The sequence below is a fragment of the Winogradskyella sp. ECml5-4 genome, from assembly GCF_036903175.1.
GTDB lineage: Bacteria > Bacteroidota > Bacteroidia > Flavobacteriales > Flavobacteriaceae > Winogradskyella > Winogradskyella damuponensis.
This window is the reverse complement of the sequence record NZ_JAYJLF010000005.1, coordinates 238,592-256,927: the sequence shown is the minus strand read 5'-3', so window position 1 is coordinate 256,927 and position 18,336 is coordinate 238,592. Positions and strand designations below refer to the sequence as shown.

Sequence of the window (18,336 nt, the reverse complement as noted above, 5' to 3'; positions counted from 1 at the left end):
GTGTTTCTATATAAGCATAAAAAAAACCACGCTAAGGAACGTGGTTTTTATTTTTATCTCAAATATAGTAGTGTACTAAGGTTTTGTTTTAGGTTGATCTCTGTTTATTTCGGTGATATCAATTTCTGTTGCTTCTACTCCTAGTAAATGTTTACTAAAGTGATCGGCACGTAACCAAAAAGAATACTCAGTCATATTACCAAAACTATGACGTTGACCTGGCATAAGCATAAAATCGAAACGTTTGTTTGCTTTTATTAATGCGTTTGCCATTCTAATGGTGCCTCCTGGATGTACATTATTATCTACATCACCAGTAATCAACATTAAGTTTCCTTTTAGATTTTTAGCTAAAGACTGGTTATTGTCAATGAGGTATTTGTATTTTACGTTACCATCATCATCCATTTCTTCTTGTACACCATGATGCGTTTCACTCCACCAACTGTTATAAATGTTATTATCGTGGTTTCCGGCAGAAGAGACTGCCGCTTTAAAGAAATCTGGATACACTAACATGGCTGCGGTAGACATAAAACCACCACCTGAATGACCGTAAATTCCAACTTTATTAATATCAATAAAATTATGTTTGTCGGCAAGTTGTTCTGCAACGTGTCTCTTATCGGCCAAACCATAATCTCTAAGGTTTCCATAGCCATAGTTGTGGTACCATTTAGAACGGTCTGGGTGTCCACCACGATTTCCCATAGTGACTACAATAAATCCGACTTGTGCCATACGATCTAAGCGATCCATACGTACAGAAAATGATTTATTTACAGCTTCGGTTTGTGGTCCAGGATATACATATTCTAGTAATGGGTATTTTTTAGTCTCATCAAAATCGAAAGGCTTGTACATTACTCCATAAATATCTGTAATACCATCGTCTGCCTTCATTTTAAAGGGTTCTGGAAATTGATAACCTGTAGCCATTAATTGTGATAGGTCGGCTTCTTCTAAATTCATAATAAGTTTTCCGGTATGAGATCTTAATTCTGATTTAGGAACGGTATTTACTCTAGAATAATTATTTACAAAATAAGCGTTAGAGTCTGCCATGCTCGTACTCGTATTATAATCACCAGGATTTAAAGCTTGCAGTCCAGAGCCATTTAAATTAATTTTATAAAGGTGTTCATAATACGGATCTTGGTTTTTTGGAATACCATGAGCTGTAAAATAAAGTGTTCTACTTTTTTCATCAACACCAATAGCACGTTCTACATGATAAGAGCCTGAGGTCACTTCGTTTTTTAAGTTTCCTTCAGTATCATACAAATAATAGTGTGCCCAACCTGAACGTTCTGCCCAATGTAGCATTTCAGTTTCGTTATTTAGTAAGACTAACGGACGTGACTCTATATAGGTGTTGAAGCGTTCTTCAATTAAAACTTTTGTTTCTCCGGTATTAATATCAGCCACACAGATATCTAGTTTTTTACGATCTCTACTAATTGTGCTATAATAGATTTTACCTTTTTTAGATAAAAGTAATGAAGGTGAAAAATCATCATCGTAACTCGATTTTAATCTTGGCGCACGATACACTTGAATACTTTGTTGTTTAACAGTATCTAATTGGACTTTTATATTACTTTTTGAAGGTATATCGAAGACATGGAGTTCTGTTTTGTAATACTCATCTTCACCAGGCATGTGGTATTTGTAAGTTTCTAAAGTAGGACGCTTGTTTGATGTTGTATTAATAACCCACAAATCGTTGATATGTCTAGAATCTGTTCTTTGGAATACAAACTTTTTAGAGTCGTGAGACCAAATACCACGAACATATTTACGTTTGTCTTTATTCTTTAATTTGGTTTCATTGTTTTCTCCACGGCTACTTCCACCAAAATCATAATTTTCTTCCCCATCAGTAGTCCATTGGTTTTCAACTATTGTAGAATCTTTCTCGTTTTTAACCGCTTTGAGGAAATTTTCTTTGTCCATCCAATACAAATTGTAATGTTTAGAAAATAACACTACAGAACTGTCTGGTGCAATGTTTGCCCATTTTTTCCAATCTTCTTTTTTCTTCTTTTTATTATCTAAGACGGTTAAGCCATTACTGCCAAGTCGGTATTCAAAATGGTATACTTTGTTGACTTTTTTAGCCTTTTTAGCTTTGCCTTTTTTCTTTGTTTTGGTAGAATCGGTGTCTTTGCTGTTTTCAATATCTTTATCGTCATCGTCGTCATCTTTTGCTTCGTCTACTTTTTCAGTAGATGTTACATAGAAACGTATTGCTGTTTCATTTTTTACAAACTCAAAATTGAATTTTGGTAAATGTTTAGCATCATAAGGATCTTTTGTAATTTCAGTAAGCCATTTTGCCATCTTTTCATTGTCAAAAAGTTCTTTTTTACTGCGTTTGTCTGCATCTACAATATAGTATTTAGAACCCTCAGTTGTTTTATATTGGTACCAAAACCGATTTCCGTTTTTTAACCAATGTGGATTTACAGATGTTGAATGTACCAGTTTTCCTAAATTTGTTGGAGAAAATTTAGCTGCTGCTCTATAGTTAGGTGTGGGTGTTAGATTTTCTTTTTCGGTGTTTTGTGCGGTTATTAAACTACAAGAGAAGCCTAATAGGAGTAGAAATATTAATTTTTGCATGCGTTGTGGTTGGATTTAAGTTGCTTTAGTTTCTTGATTTGACTAAAATACTAGGAATATTATAAAGGTGATAAATATTTAACATTAGCCTAACGAATTAAACGTGCTATTGCTTTTGTAATGAAGTGATTTTAGTATCTTGAAAAACATAAAAAAATAGATAATTGAGCTGGTTAAAAAAAGACCCTTTACAGATTATTGCATTTCAAAGTTATGGAACAGATTCTCATTTTTATGCTAGAGGTAGAGCATTAGAAGATGAATCAATAGACTTAGAAGCTAACAATACTTGGCGGCTTATCGTGAATTCTTGGAAACGTTTTGGAACTGATGAAATTAAGCATGTAGGTTTAGATTTAAAACTACCTAATAATAACATTTTAAAAGCAACGACAGATAGAAAAGGCTATTTTTGGGTTGAAGCTAATTTAGAAAACTTAAAATCACTTACCAATGATGAGGGTTGGTTGCCTTTTGAATTATCTTATAATGACGTCAATATAAAACGTACCATACAGAATCAAAATCGATTTCCGGGAGAATTATTAATTCCTTCAAGTAAAGCGAAATTTGGTGTGGCAAGCGATATTGATGATACAATTTTACATACAGGAGTTGTGTCTTTACTAAAGTGGAGATTAATTTATAATTCTATTTTTAAGAGTGCTAAAAGTAGAATTCCTTTAGAGGGCTCGGTAGAGTTTTTTCATAAATTACATCGAGGCTCATCTGGTGATAATGCCAATCCTATTTTTTACGTTAGTCATAGTCCGTGGAATTTATACCGTTACTTAGAACTCTTTCTAAAGCAGAACGATTTTCCAAAAGGACCTATCTTATTGCGTAGCGTTAGCGAGGCTTTAAAGAAAAAGGAATTAGGTGATAAGCCTCAGAAACAAAAAGAGATTTTGAACCTTCTTAAAACGTATCCAGATTTGCCTTTTATTTTAATAGGTGATAGTGGCGAGCATGATCCAGATATTTATATAGAAGTAGCAGAAAAATTTCCAAATAGAATTCTTGCTATTTATCTACGGAGTGTTAAGCACAAAAAGAAAATGTTACGGGTAAGACGCTTGATAGAAAATTATAGCTTAACACCAGTTTTGCTTGTAGAAAATAGTCAACAGGCAATAGAACATGCTAGAGAACACGGATTTATTGTTTAAGGATATTGTCTATTCTTTTTTTGTTTTTCTGTTGTAATAATGAAGGATATAGATTAAATATTACATTAAAAACAAACAATATTAGAGCAAAGGTATAAGCTTTATACCCTATTTGTAAACCTATAATAATAAGTATAAAAATGAAGCCAATAATATGTCCAATTTCGGCATAAACCATTTCATTTCTAATCTGTTTTAGATCTTCACGAGAAGCTCTTTTTTTTAGTTTTATATTCTGATTGAAGATTTTAAAGAAGCTGTTTTTTATAATCCAAGCAAATACAGATAGCCCAAGACTATTATAAATAGTTGCGCTTCTGATAAATTGAAAATCTGATAATTTTGAATAGAATGTGGTGTTTTTTATTGCATTATTAACGATTAACCCAATAGTCCATGAGACAAAAGTAAATGTAATGGCCTTGAGAAAATAGAGTGTAAGAGTCACCTAAAATAAGCCATTAATCTCAGCATCAATTCTATTAATAATATCACCTAAATCTTCAGGGTTCGCTACAAAATCAAGATTGTCTACATCAATAATCAATAAATTACCTTTATTGTATTTAGAAATCCAAGCTTCGTAGCGCTCGTTTAAGCGACTTAAATAATCTATGCTGATAGTGTTTTCGTAATCGCGACCTCTTTTATGAATTTGAGCGACCAAATTAGGAATAGAACTGCGTAAGTAAATCAATAAATCAGGCCCTTTTACAAAAGATTCCATTAACTCAAATAGCGAAGAATAGTTTTCAAAATCGCGATTTGTCATTAAGCCCATAGCATGTAAGTTGGGTGCAAAAATATGTGCATCCTCATAAATGGTTCTATCTTGAATGATATCTTTTCCGCTATCGTGAATTTGGTTGACTTGACGAAATCTGCTATTTAAGAAATACACTTGTAGATTAAAGCTCCAACGTTCCATCTGATTGTAAAAATCATCTAAATAAGGATTGTCAACGACATCTTCTAATTGTGCCTCCCATTTAAAATGTTTAGCGAGTAATTTTGTGAGTGTAGTTTTTCCAGCTCCTATATTTCCAGCAACAGCAACATGCATAATCTATTCCGTTTTTAATTGGTATTCTCGTAGTATTTCTTGGTCGTAAATATACAAGGTTTCGTTGGTTACCAAAAACTGTTTTATTAACATTTTTGGATGTTGTATAGGCTTAATTTTAGAGCCATTTTTTTCTAAGAAATAAAGTTTTTCAGCCTTCTTTAAAAGCAAATATGCTTTACTAAAAGCTAAACGCTCATATCCTGTATTCTCTATCTTTTGAATTAAACTACCAAAATAATTATAAATGTAAAGAAAGTTCTCCGTAAGCAAATAGCAATAGTTATAGTCGCTTTTTAGGTCTAAAACGATAGACTGAACAGGAACAGTTTTGAGTTTTATCTTATTAGTTTTATAGTCATACAATTCTAAATATTGATAATCCTGATTGAATATCCACAACGAATTATCAAAACCAGAAGAGACAAAAGAGACACTTTTGTATGGGTGAATGGTATTAAAATCTACTTTTGAAATTTCGGCTAAACGATTGTCTAAAATTATAACTGTATTAAAATCTTTATAAAATAGGCTTATTTTTAAAGGGTTAAACGTGTTTGCCGATGTGATTTCTCCAAGTTGAAAATTGGCATAAGTAATGGTGGTATCCTTTGTTTTTTTATTAAATGAATTGTTTTCTGTAGTATAGTAAAGTGTTCCAAAGTTGTCAATACCAAAAATAGCTTTGGTTTCAATTTTTATAGAATCTTTTAGAGTAGCAGTAATTCGTTGTTGTGTCTTCTCTTGTGAAAAGCAAAATAAACTAAAGAGAAAAAACAAATACACTAATTTTTGCATGATTGTGGGCGAATAAGCTTGAAAAATACAAAAATTGTGTCAGACTTTGTGTCAAGATCTTTTAGGTTTTTAAAACCTGAAAGGTTTAAACTTGGTTGCTAAGCTAAAATCAATCCGTTAATTTATACCCAAACCCACGAACATTAATGATTTGTATACTTTGATCCTTCTTTAGTTTTTTACGCAATTTTGTAATAAAAACATCCATGCTTCTTGTCGTAAAAAAATCATCGGTTCCCCAAAGTTTATTTAATATTAAAGAGCGGTCTAAAACCTGATTTTTGTTTTTTATTAAATGAAATAAAAGATGCGCTTCTCTATGAGTTAATTGAATAGGATTTTCAGACTTGTAAAGAAGTTGTTGTTTGGGGAAATCAAAAGTATAAGCACCTATTTTTAAGACTTTTGTTGTTTTTTGTGTTTTAGACCTGCTTATTAAATTATGAATTCTTACTATAAGTTCTTCTATGCTAAAGGGCTTTTTTAGATAGTCATTTCCTCCAATAGAAAACCCTTCTACAACATCGGCAGTTTGCGATTTTGCTGTTAAAAAAATAATAGGAATATCATCATCAATGGCTCTAATTTCTTTTGCTAAAGTGAAGCCGTCTTTTTTAGGCATCATTACATCTAAAATTAAAATGTCTAGTGCTTCAGATTTGAATTTTTCAAATGCTTTTTCTCCATTATCGCATAAAACGACTTTAAAATCTCGTGTTTCTAGACTTTCTTTAATGATTTGTCCGAGCGCAGCTTCGTCTTCAGCTAATAAAACTTTTATGTGATCAGCCATTTGGAAGTGTGATTTTAAATGTGGTTAAATTTTTATTGAGTTCTAAGGAGATAGACCCATTGTGTTTGTCTATAATAGTTTTAGTGTAATATAAACCAATACCAAATCCTTTTACATCGTGTGTATTCCCTTTTGGAACACGATAGAATTTTTCAAAAATCCGGTCTTTGTTTGCTTTACTTAGAGTATTGCCATTATCTGAAATTAAAAGTTTTATACTTGTTTCTTTTGGAACTAAATCAATAGAAATAATAGCGCCTCCATATTTTGTGGCATTGTCTAAAATATTATTTAGAGCATTTTCAAAATGAAATATATCGACACTAATACACAGGTTCTCAACTTTTAAACTGGTATTAAATTCCTTTTCTGGAAATTGAATTTTATAACGATTTACTAAAGTGTTTAGTAATTCTACAATATCAATAGACTCTTTGTTTAACTCTAAATTGTCACTGTCTAAAGTGGCTGTTTCTAAGAGTTTTTCAACCATAATATTCAATTTATCTAATTGCTTAGAAGACATATTAATGTAGGCTTTAGTTTTTTCTTTATCGTCAATAACATTAAAACTATTAATACTTTCTAAAGCAACACCAATGGTGGCAATTGGTGTTTTAAATTCATGTGTAATGTTACTAATAAGATCATTTTTTACTTCGGCTAATTGCTTTTGATGTTTTATGATTTTTAATAGATAGAATAAACAACTTATTACAGTTAAAACTAAGAGCGTTGAAATTAAGATGCCTCCGAGAATGCGATATAAAATAGCTTTAGTGGTGTTGGTAAATAATATGGTTAAAAATGTGCCTTTTGGTAGAAATCTAGATTTTGTATCTGTTTGAAGGTAATCATCAGACATGTGATTAGGATCTAATTCGGGTATGTATCCGTTTACCCTAAAATAGTCTAAATAGCGTTCGGAGTCTTTATAGTCTAAATAAAAATCGACATTAATATTCTTGCGCTCTAATTCTTTTGCTATTAGACTTTCAACGGCCTTAACATCAAGTGTGTCATTTTTTATCGAAATCATCACTTTAGAGGTCAGAAATTCGGCATTTTTAAATTCGAGATCTTTGGTATCAATTTTAAGGCTATCTATTTGTAATTTAAATTGATCTATTGATAAGGGCTTGTGTTTTTTATTATGAGCCTCTGACATTGAATCTGCTTTAAACCCTCTAAAAATAGTTATGCCTTCAATAGTATTTGTATCTAAAGCATCAAGATTTGTAAACTCTTTTTTAGATTCATCAATGGTTTTTAAAATTTTTTCTAGTTCTCCATCTTCTTCAAAAGCATTTTTTTGTTGGTCGCCTTCAAGAATAAAACCAAAAGTAGTGCGCTCTGCCAAAGCGGTATAATAATCATCTACCGCTTTATCTAAACTAATCTGTACGTCGTTAATTAGTTGTTGTTTATTGGTTTGGTAGTTTTTATAATTCCAATAGACCTGTATGCCAATGGTAGCCATAATTACGGCAATGATGGTGTATAAGATTAGGCGATACCGTTTATCATTCATATGTCAAATGTATAAAGTTATTATTAAGTATAGGTTATCGGTTAACACACGTTAACACTAGTTAACCTAAAAAACGAATTGGTGTTGAGATATTTGTAGGGTATTAATTATAAAACCATAAAAAATGAAATCAAAGATGCGTGACTGTTATAGTCTAAAAAAAGTGCTCACTTGTTTAGTGTTATTAGTTTCTGTTGTTGGATTTAGTCAATCTAAAGTTGAAGAAAAATCAGTAAAAATTGATGCGTTTAGTATTGAGGTTAGCGTTGATTCTCTTGAAGAGTTAGAGTCTACTTTTAAAACGGAAGATTTAGATGAGTTATTTAAAATGATGGATAACAATGAAGAGTTGAGTTTAACCTTAAACTGTAGCTTTTCAGAGGCTAAGGATAATTTAGAAGGAAACATGACTTATACTGTTACAGGAAGGGCAAATGAAAAAACGAAATTTCTAAAGAATATTGAAAAAATGAAATCTACAGCATCGAAATTTTATAATTTAAAAAACAGAAACTAATGACAACAATTACTAGAATTATAATTTTGATATTAATGGTAATCGTTTCATCTGTTAGTGCACAAGATTTTCAAGGCATTGCGACTTACAAAACCCATCGTGATTTTGATATTAAAATGGATAGTACCAAAATGAACGATGCAATGCAAAAGCAAATGATGGACATGATGAAGAAGCAGTTTCAGAAAACGTATATTTTGACTTTTGATAAAAGTGCATCATTATATAAACAAGAAGCAGAATTAGATAAGCCACAAGTTGGAGGAGGCATTCAGATGTCTTTTGGCAATAGTGGGTCAGATGTGTTTTATAAAAATATAAAAGATCATAACTATGTAGATCACAAGGAAACAATGGGAAAAAAATTCCTTATTAAAGATACGATCTCTCCCATAGAATGGAAACTAGAATCCGACACCAAACACATAGGAGAGTATATGTGTTTTAAAGCAACATATACCAAGAAGGTGCCTAAAAATAATTTCAATTTTAACAGTAATTCAAATATAGATGATGATACTGAAGAGGAAAAAGAACTAGAAATGGAAGAACGTACAGTTACAGCTTGGTATACTCCTCAAATTCCTGTAAGTAATGGTCCTGCAAAATACCAAGGTCTTCCGGGTTTAATTTTAGAAATTCACGACGGAAAACTAACGGTAATCTGTAGTAAGATAATCGTTAATCCTGAAGAAAAAATTAAGATTGAAGCACCTACAAAAGGTAAAGAAGTTTCTCAGAAGGAATACGACGCCATTATGGATAAAAAAACAAAGGAAATGATGGAGCGTTATGCACCCAGAAATGGTAGTAAAAGCGGTGAGGTGATTCAGATAAGTATAGGAGGTTAGTTTTCTTAACACAAGTTTAACAAACCTAGACTTAACTTTTCTTCATCAGTAGAGTCTTATGATAATAAGATTAACAAAAAAACTATTATTGAGTTTTACTATACCATTAAAGATGAAGAAACTACCGCTTAAAATTGCATTGTTATTAACTGTGATAATTTCCAGTTCTAATTTATTTGCTCAAGATTTTCAAGGAAAAGCCTATTACATGTCTAAAACAACCATGGATTTAGATCAGTTTGGTGGACAAGACATGAGCGCAGAACGTAAAAAGCAAATTCAAGAACGTATGAAGAGCTTTTTAGAAAAAGAGTTTACATTAACGTTTACTAAATCTGAGTCTATCTATAAAGAAGAAGAAAAGTTAGAAGCACCTGGTAGCGGAGGTCGTAGAGGTTTTGGAGGAAGTCTGACAGGCGGACCAAAATATAAAAATGTTCAAACCAAAGAAATGCTTCAAGATCAAGAATTTTTTGGGAAGCAGTTTTTAGTTAAAGACGAATTAAAAACTATAGAATGGAAAATGGGGACTGAAACCAAAACAATTGGTCAATACACCTGTTTTAAAGCAACTGCGATGGTAGAGCCTACAGGAATTGATTTTCAGAGTTTCAGAAGACCAAGAAATGGAAATCAACGTAAAGAAGGAGAGAAGGGTAAAGATTCTACTGACTCAAATGAGCCTGCAAAACCTAAAACAATAGAGGTTGTAGCGTGGTACACTCCTCAAATTCCTGTTAACCAAGGGCCTGATAATTATTGGGGTTTACCAGGTTTAATTTTAGAAGTTAATGCAGACCGTACAACGATTCTTTGTACTAAGATTGTATTAAACCCAACAGATAAAGAAACGATAGAAAAGCCTAAAAAAGGTCAAAAAGTTACGCAAGAAGAATACACTGAAATCACTACAAAAAAGATGGAAGAAATGCGTGAAATGTACGGAGGACGCAACGGTAGAGGTGGCGGAAGAGGACGAAATTAAGCACCAAATATTAAACACCACAATCACAACCAAATTATATGAAAAATATTTTAGCACTACTATTTACCTTAGTAGTAATGAGCTCTTTTGCTCAAATCAAAATGCAAGGCATTGTAAAAGATAGTATTGGAGCGCCTTTAGAGTTAGCTAATATTATAGCTATTAATAAAGATACCAATACATTAGAATCCTATGCTATTACTAATGCTAGTGGGAAATATGTTATTTCGCTAAGTAAGAACGGAAGGTATAGTATTCAGGTGAGTTATATTGGATTAAAGTCCGTCGATGAAACTATTGAAACTAAAGAAGTAGATATCACAAAAGACTTTACAATGCTTACAGATAATATGCTTGATGCTGTTGAGTTGACTTATGAAATGCCAGTAACCATAAAAGGAGATACCTTAATTTATAATGCCGATTCTTTTAAAAGTGGAACAGAGCGAAAGCTTGAAGATGTCCTAAAAAAATTACCTGGCGTAGAAATAACAGCAGAAGGTAAAATTGAAGTAGAAGGAAAGGAAGTTACTAAGCTAATGGTAAACGGAAAGGATTTCTTTGATGGAGATTCAAAATTGGCCACAAAAAATATACCTTCTAATGCTGTAGATAAAATTCAAGTATTACGTAATTATGCTGAGGTAGGGCAATTAAGTGGTGTACAAAACAACCAAGATAACGTTGCTATAAATATTAAACTAAAAGAAGGAAAAGAAAACTTTTGGTTTGGTGATGTTACAGTAGGTGGAGGTGTTGCACCATCTCCAAATGATGAGCTTTATTTAGTGCAGCCTAAGCTATTTTATTACAGCCCTAAATACAGTGTTAATGTTATTGGAGATTTAAATAATACAGGTGAAGTGGCATTAACAGGTAGAGATCTTCGAAACTTTGGTGGTGGTTTTAGAAGACCAAGTTCTAGTAGCGGAACAAGTCTAAATCTTGGAGATAATGGCTTAAGTGGATTAACCAATATAGACGATTCACAAACTGTAGAATCTAAATTAGCAGCAGTTAACTTTAGTTATTCGCCAAATAAAGCTTTAGATCTTAGTGGCTTTATAATTTATAATAGTAGTAGATTACGTACTCGTGAAGAAAGTTTTGTACGTTATACAAATCCCGAATTAGAAATTCCGGATGAAGAAACAATACAGACAGGTAGTGAGGCTACTAACCAAGGTTTAGCAAAATTAAGTGCAGCTTATAAGCCAAATGCAAATAACCAATTAAACTATGATGTTTTAGGTCGAATTTCTAGTGATTCTGAAACTCAAAATGAATTTTCTTCGGTTGTAGGTAATACGTATCAATTAGATGAGGCTAAACCATTTAGTATTAATCAAAATGTAAATTATTATTACACCCTAAATGAGAATAATATTTTTGCTTTTGAAGCACAACATTTAATAAAAGATGAAGATCCGTTTTACAATGCCATTTTAGTAAACGACCCTACAAATAATAATGCTACAGATCCTAGTGATAGAGATGCTTTTGATAATACAGCTTTGAGTTTAGGACTAGATAGAGATCAGTTAGGTTATGATTTGAATCAAGACCGTCGTATAAAATCAAATCAGCTAGATGCTAAATTAGATTATTACAATATTTTGAATTCAAAAAGTAATATCAATTTAACCTTAGGGACTATTTTAAGTACTCAGAAATTTAACTCTAATATCTTTCAGTTTTTAGATGATGGTTCTTATTTTGATCCAACTGCAAGTTTAACAAACGAGGAAGGAGATGTGTTATTAAATGAAAATGACACTGAGTATAATTTTAGTGATATTTATTTAGGTTTTCATTACCGATTAAAAACAGGTAAGTTTACAATTACTCCAGGGTTTTCTGTGCATGCTTATGGTAACAAAAACACACAGTTTGGTAAAACTTACGAAGACAATTTCTTTAGAATATTACCAGATTTTGAAACACAAATTCAGTTTAAAAAGAGCGAAAGCTTAACCTTTCGTTATAACATGAAAAATGCGTTTACGGATGTTACAAGTTTAGCTGAAGGTTTAGTTTTAAATAACTATAATAGTCTTCAGTATGGTGAACCAGAATTACAAAATTCGTTATCTCATAATTTGAGCTTACGTTACTTTAGTTTTAACCTATTTAATTATACCAATGTTTTTGCAATTCTTAATTATAACAAAAACATAGATCAAATACGTTCATTTACTAATTTTGATAATGTCATTAGAACAAATACATACTTTAATTCAAACTTCGCAGATGAGAGTGTTACAGCTATTGGACGTATACAACGTACATTTGGTAAGTTAAGAGCTAGTATGCGAGTTAATTTTAATTACAGTAAGAATAATCAATTTGTACAAGATGTAAGATCTGTAAATGAAACATTTTCTCAGAGTTATACACCAGAATTGCGTACTAATTTTAGAGAAGCACCAAACGTAAGTTTAAAATATTTATATCGTGTTTCTGATACGAATCAAGGTGATAATGATACACAGTTTATTACAAATGCTCCTTCAGTAGAGTTTGATGCATACTTGTGGAAAGCTTTAACGTTTAGAACTGATTATTCTTATACAAGTCAAAGTAGTAATGTTAGTGATACACAATCCTACCAAACTTGGAACGCTAGTTTAGCTTACCGAAAAGATCAGGATGCTAAATGGGAGTATCAAATTAGAGCAACCAATTTATTGAATATAGATTCTGAAGTAAATAATGGTTCTAGTAACATTTCAGTTTATAGTTCTGAAACATTTGTTTTACCAAGGTTTGTTACCTTTAGGTTAACCTATACTTTATAAGAACAATTTTAATATAAAAAAGCCTTGCATTCATATTTATTGATTGCAAGGCTTTTTGTTTTTTGAGGTTTTAAGTTAATTAATAATCTCTTAAAACATGCACAACTCCTGAAACAGAATGTGGGTTTCCATCATAGTCTTCATAAGTTCCGCTAAAATTAATATCAATATATTCACCAACAGCTCCAAGAGATGTTAAATTGTAAATGACGTTGTTATTGGTGTTAGACATGCCAAAACACTCTTGAAGATTGAAGCCCGTATCGCTGTTGTCATTGGCATTCCAATTGTAATTGTCGTAAGTCCCTTCGTAAGAGGTTTCATCTAATTTTCCAATCAGGTAAAAACAGTTTCCATCATTACTAGACCCACTAAGTGTTAAAATTGGCCCATTGTAATTAGGTGAGTTGGCATCAAACTGACTATTAATATTATCTAAAACATAAATTAAATCTCCACCGTCAATACTATATTGAATAAACTCAGTAATCGTGTTACAAGCACTTATAGTTCCAATGTTTGTTAATGGCGTGGTAAAGGTATAGCTAATACTGTCTGTTGTTTGAAGGTTGACATAGTCACTCGCTTTTATTTTGAAAGTATTATCGTTTTCGCAGCGTAATAGATTAATTTCAAATGTACCATCGTTAACAACATCGGTAAAGATTTGTCCTCCGTATTTTAATTGTACGTAGCCATCTGTTACAGCATTGTCATCACAAGTATTAAAGTCTCCTGTTACAGTTTCGGCTATAATATCAGGATTGTCAGGTATAGTTATTGAGAGATCAGAGTCTGATGTAAAAGGGCCAATTATTTGCGAGTGTAATGATTCATTTCCACAAAAGTCATAATTATAAATATCTAGCTCTAAAGTTTCTCCACTAGGGACAAAACCACACACTTCTCCATTGTCGTTAATATAGCCACTACGAGTACCAAATGTAGCACTTGTAATACTTACATAGAGATTGTTTAAAACATTATTTTGATCGTCTGTAGCAGTTACACAAAGTGTGATAGCGTTGGCAGGAATATCATAATTCCAAAAGGAAAAATGCGTTACGGTTCCAATATACATATTGCCTTGTAAGGTGGCTTCACCTTCTTCAATCCAATAGCCTTTGGTTTCGTCAAAATACCAAAGTGGAATGGTTGCTGGTGCAATGCTCATTAAACTTGGGTCAACATACATTTTAATTTCAGAGGTAGATCCTTCAGCTAAGTTTAATTCTTCTCCTGAGCTTCCACGTAATTCTACAGCCAACATTCCAAGGGTTTGTAACATACGTTCAGCTCCATCAGAGTTTTGAGCATATAACATTCCTGGGCGTTGTAAGGCCATATCTTCATCTGCTGGATCTAAATGATGTACAATAACATTTACAGTGCCAGCGTATTCAGAGCCATCTTCTTTTATGAAATTTCCATCAAAACTTACAGAGCTTCCGTTGTCAAGTGATACTGTTCCTTCAGAACCACTGTTTACAGTACCTGTAATATTGGCGTCAAGTAACATAATAGTTACTTTATTAGTGCCATTAGTGGGTACTACATTTCTAGAGCCATGAATATAACCTGCTTTTGAAGCCTTGATATAGCCAAAGCGTTTGTGTACTGTCGCATTTTTAATGATAAAAACACCATTGCTATCAGTCATTGCAGTATCATCACCAATTGTTATTAAAACGCCTTCAATAGGAAGATGGTTTTTGTCGATGACTGTTCCTAAAAAATCTCTCGAAATTTCATTTCCGAAATATTCAGAGAATTCGTCAGGAACAATTTCTTGTTGTTCACCTACCGGATTGCTATCATCTTTTTGACAAGACGTCATTGTAAGTAATGAAAATAAAAATAGAAAAATGAATTTGGGGAATTTGTTCGTACGTTTCATATCGCTTTTTTTTTGATTATGCATTTTACTTTTCACTTATAAAACAACTCAATAACTGAAATTCCTACCTGTTTCGATTATTCTAAAAGAAAAACCCTCAGCATTAATTAAAATGTTGAGGGTTGTTTTTGGGTAACACTTTTAAGGGTTATCCTTTGGTAATATCTATTTTTTCGATCACTTTTTCAACCTCACCAGCTTTGTTAGTTAATGATGCTTCAAATGTTTTTAGTGAATTCTCTACTTGAGTTTTAGTTCCTTTAAAAACAATGGTTTTTAATACTTTTTCTCCATCTTTAATCGTCGAGTAATCAACTGTAGCTACGGCTTCAATATCTTCAGAATCAATAGTCATTTCAACAGAAAAGTCTTCTTCAATATTGGCTAAGCCTATGTCATTAGCATGACCACCTAAGATAGGAGCAATGACCAAACCGATTAAACAGGTTAATTTAATTAAGATATTCATTGATGGTCCAGAAGTATCTTTAAAAGGATCACCAACAGTGTCTCCTGTTACTGCAGCTTTGTGCGCTTCAGAACCTTTAAACGTCATCTCTCCGTTAATTTCAACACCAGCTTCAAAAGATTTCTTAGCATTATCCCAAGCACCACCGGCATTGTTTTGGAAGATAGCCCATAACACACCAGACACAGTAACACCAGCCATATAACCACCTAACATTTCAGCAATCGCTAAATTATTCATTCCAAAAATCATAGGAACAAAAGCAATTACTAAAGGAAAACCAATAGTTAATAATCCTGGTAACATCATTTCTTTTAAAGAAGCTTGTGTAGAAATAGCCACACATTTATCGTATTCTGGTTTTCCAGTCCCTTCCATAATTCCAGGAATATCTCTAAACTGGCGACGTACTTCTTCTACCATTTCCATAGCTGCTTTACCTACAGCATTCATTGCTAAGGCAGAGAATACTACTGGCACCATACCACCAACAAATAACATCGCTAATACTGGTGCTTTAAAGATATTAATGCCGTCAATACCCGTAAAGGTTACATAGGCAGCAAATAAGGCTAATGATGTTAAAGCTGCAGAAGCAATAGCAAATCCTTTTCCTGTTGCAGCTGTTGTGTTACCAACCGAATCTAAAATATCTGTACGCTCTCTAACGATAGGTTCTTGTTCACTCATTTCAGCAATACCACCTGCGTTATCAGATATTGGTCCAAAGGCATCAATGGCCAATTGCATAGCTGTTGTTGCCATCATCGCAGAAGCTGCTAAAGCTACACCATAGAATCCAGCAAAAGCATAAGATGCCCAAATAGCTCCAGCAAATAATAATACGGATGGGAATGTAGAAATCATACCTGTTGCTAAACCAGCAATAATGTTTGTACCTGCTCCTGTGCTTGACTGTTGTACAATATTTAAAATTGGTTTTTTACCTAAACCTGTATAATATTCCGTTACTGAAGAAATCACTGCTCCTACAAATAAACCAACTAAGGTGGCGTAGAATACTCGCATTGAAGAAATGTCTTGTAAGCCTTCTCCAAAGAAGTTCATTTGCATGGTTTCAGGTAACATCCACGTTACTAAACCAAAACATGACACAGCAACTAGTATAATAGATGTCCAGTTACCTATATTTAAAGCTCCCATAACCTGAGCTTCTTTAGCGTCGTTACTTTTTATTTTTACCAACATTGTACCGATGATTGAAATAATGATTCCTGCACCAGCTATTGCCATTGGTAATAAGATTGGGCCAATACCTCCAAACAGATCATCAACTGCTCCACCCATATCTTTTATGACATAGTTTCCAAGAACCATTGCCGCCAATACGGTTGCGACATAAGATCCAAATAAATCGGCTCCCATACCAGCAACATCACCAACATTATCACCTACGTTATCTGCAATAGTTGCAGGATTACGAGGATCATCTTCTGGAATACCAGCTTCAACTTTACCAACTAAATCGGCACCAACATCTGCAGCTTTAGTATAAATACCACCACCTACTCTTGCGAATAAAGCAATTGATTCAGCACCTAATGAGAAACCTGCAAGTGTTTCTAATACTATGGTCATATCCATTGTATTGGTCCACTCACCTCCCATAAATACATGGAAAAACACGATAAAGAAAACGGTTAAGCCTAAAACGGCTAAACCAGCAACACCAAGTCCCATTACAGTACCACCTCCAAAAGAGATTTTTAATGCGTTTGGTAAACTTGTACGTGCGGCTTGTGTTGTTCTAACATTTGTTTTAGTAGCAATCTTCATGCCTATATTTCCTGCAAAAGCAGAGAATACAGCACCAAAAACAAAGGCAATTACAATTAGCCAATGCGTAGTTGGAACAATGAAAGAGACTAGAGTTAATAAGGCTGCTACAATGACTACAAAAATGGCAAGCAATCTATATTCGGCATTTAAGAACGCCAATGCACCTTCATAGATATGATCTGAAATTTCTTTCATTTTACCATCTCCAGCGTCTTGTTTCATTACCCAAGATTGCTTTATAAGCATGTAAATTAACCCTAAAAGTGCCAAAGCTATTGGCATATAAATCATCATTGACTCCATATTATAATATTTAATTTAATTAGTTATTAGCTAGGTAAATGTAATAAAATGAATCATATTTTTACGAAAAAAGCAATATCAATTATATGATACTGCTTTTTTATTAGTTTTTTGTTAAAAAAACTTGAGATTTCTAAATGAGAATATTAAATCGTAAACGTGCGTTTCTTTTTGTGTTCGCTTTCATCATAACGTTGTACACATTCATGATAAATTTTGATAGCTTCTTCTGCGTCTCCCCATCCACCAACATCTACTTTCTTTTCTTCTAAATCTTTGTATACACGGAAAAAGTGTTCGATTTCTTTTAATCTATGTGGATTTAAATCACTTATGTTTTTATTATTACTCCAAATTGGATCAGAAACTGGTACACAAATAATTTTTTCATCTGGACCTTTTTCATCTGTCATATGGAAAACACCAATTGGTCTTACTTCCATTACTACCATTGGATATGTTGGTTGGTGACCTAAGACTAAAACATCTAAAGGATCACTGTCTAAAGCTAAAGTTTCAGGTATAAAACCATAATCTCCAGGATACATCATAGATGAAAAAAGCATACGATCGAAACGTATTTTATGTAATGTAAAATCGTATTCATATTTATTACGACTTCCTTTTGGTATTTCAATTAATACATCGAAGGTTAATTCTTCTGTTGTTGACATGTTAGATTTATTTTGTTTTTTTACAAAAAGAACACGGAAATTTAATTATGTAATTTTTGTGAT

At 32.6% G+C, this 18,336-nt stretch carries 14 protein-coding genes; 5 read left to right on the top strand and 9 right to left on the bottom strand.

Annotated elements, in window-relative coordinates; genetic code table 11:
* Window positions 1-75: 75 nt before the first annotated feature.
* Entirely contained in the window at window positions 76-2,625 is a 2,550-nt protein-coding gene (locus VDP25_RS06005; RefSeq protein ID WP_334467817.1) for a S9 family peptidase, read from the bottom strand.
* A gap of 164 nt (window positions 2,626-2,789) precedes the next feature.
* Between VDP25_RS06005 and VDP25_RS06000 the strand changes: the two genes are divergently transcribed.
* Window positions 2,790-3,794, top strand: coding sequence for an App1 family protein (locus VDP25_RS06000; RefSeq protein WP_334467814.1), 1,005 nt, complete (start codon window positions 2,790-2,792; stop codon window positions 3,792-3,794).
* On the opposite strand, the gene VDP25_RS05995 is transcribed toward VDP25_RS06000, so the two are convergent.
* The 5 genes from VDP25_RS05995 to VDP25_RS05975 all read right to left on the bottom strand — a co-directional run bounded on the left by VDP25_RS05995 (window position 3,784) and on the right by VDP25_RS05975 (window position 7,979).
* Window positions 3,784-4,242: a hypothetical protein gene (locus tag VDP25_RS05995; protein ID WP_334467812.1), complete on the bottom strand. Its 459-nt coding sequence runs from the start codon at window positions 4,240-4,242 to the stop codon at window positions 3,784-3,786. The genes VDP25_RS06000 and VDP25_RS05995 overlap by 11 nt on opposite strands.
* On the bottom strand, window positions 4,243-4,857 hold the full coding sequence (locus VDP25_RS05990; protein ID WP_215928415.1) for a deoxynucleoside kinase: 615 nt from the start codon (window positions 4,855-4,857) through the stop codon (window positions 4,243-4,245). It abuts the gene before it with no gap.
* Window positions 4,858-4,860: 3 nt separating this feature from the next.
* Window positions 4,861-5,655, bottom strand: a complete 795-nt coding sequence (locus VDP25_RS05985) for a hypothetical protein (protein ID WP_334467809.1) — start codon at window positions 5,653-5,655, stop codon at window positions 4,861-4,863.
* Between the two features lie 109 nt (window positions 5,656-5,764).
* The gene (locus tag VDP25_RS05980) at window positions 5,765-6,448 is read right to left on the bottom strand and encodes a response regulator transcription factor (RefSeq protein ID WP_334467806.1); all 684 of its coding nucleotides are present in this window, start codon (window positions 6,446-6,448) and stop codon (window positions 5,765-5,767) included.
* On the bottom strand, window positions 6,441-7,979 hold the full coding sequence (locus VDP25_RS05975; RefSeq protein WP_334467804.1) for a sensor histidine kinase: 1,539 nt from the start codon (window positions 7,977-7,979) through the stop codon (window positions 6,441-6,443). Before VDP25_RS05975 ends, VDP25_RS05980 begins: the two co-directional genes overlap by 8 nt.
* A gap of 124 nt (window positions 7,980-8,103) precedes the next feature.
* On the opposite strand from VDP25_RS05975, the gene VDP25_RS05970 reads away from it, so the two are divergent.
* The 4 genes from VDP25_RS05970 (at window position 8,104) to VDP25_RS05955 (ending at window position 13,130) form a co-directional block, all read left to right on the top strand.
* Entirely contained in the window at window positions 8,104-8,496 is a 393-nt protein-coding gene (locus VDP25_RS05970) for a hypothetical protein (RefSeq protein ID WP_334467802.1), read from the top strand.
* The gene (locus VDP25_RS05965; RefSeq protein ID WP_334467800.1) at window positions 8,496-9,347 is read left to right on the top strand and encodes a GLPGLI family protein; all 852 of its coding nucleotides are present in this window, start codon (window positions 8,496-8,498) and stop codon (window positions 9,345-9,347) included. The genes VDP25_RS05970 and VDP25_RS05965 overlap by 1 nt, the downstream gene beginning before the upstream one ends.
* A gap of 112 nt (window positions 9,348-9,459) precedes the next feature.
* Complete coding sequence (locus VDP25_RS05960; protein WP_334467798.1) at window positions 9,460-10,332, top strand: GLPGLI family protein; 873 nt, start codon at window positions 9,460-9,462, stop codon at window positions 10,330-10,332.
* Window positions 10,333-10,370: 38 nt separating this feature from the next.
* Window positions 10,371-13,130, top strand: a complete 2,760-nt coding sequence (locus VDP25_RS05955) for a TonB-dependent receptor (protein ID WP_334467796.1) — start codon at window positions 10,371-10,373, stop codon at window positions 13,128-13,130.
* A gap of 79 nt (window positions 13,131-13,209) precedes the next feature.
* Here VDP25_RS05955 and VDP25_RS05950 read toward each other — a convergent pair whose 3' ends face one another.
* From VDP25_RS05950 to VDP25_RS05940, 3 genes are all read right to left on the bottom strand, one after another.
* Window positions 13,210-15,027, bottom strand: a complete 1,818-nt coding sequence (locus tag VDP25_RS05950; RefSeq protein WP_334467794.1) for a hypothetical protein — start codon at window positions 15,025-15,027, stop codon at window positions 13,210-13,212.
* A 148-nt stretch (window positions 15,028-15,175) separates the two neighbouring features.
* On the bottom strand, window positions 15,176-17,599 hold the full coding sequence (locus VDP25_RS05945) for a sodium-translocating pyrophosphatase (protein ID WP_334467792.1): 2,424 nt from the start codon (window positions 17,597-17,599) through the stop codon (window positions 15,176-15,178).
* A 146-nt stretch (window positions 17,600-17,745) separates the two neighbouring features.
* A complete protein-coding gene (locus VDP25_RS05940) occupies window positions 17,746-18,273 on the bottom strand; it encodes an inorganic diphosphatase (protein ID WP_334467790.1) in 528 nt (175 codons plus the stop codon).
* Between the last annotated feature and the right edge of the window lie 63 nt (window positions 18,274-18,336).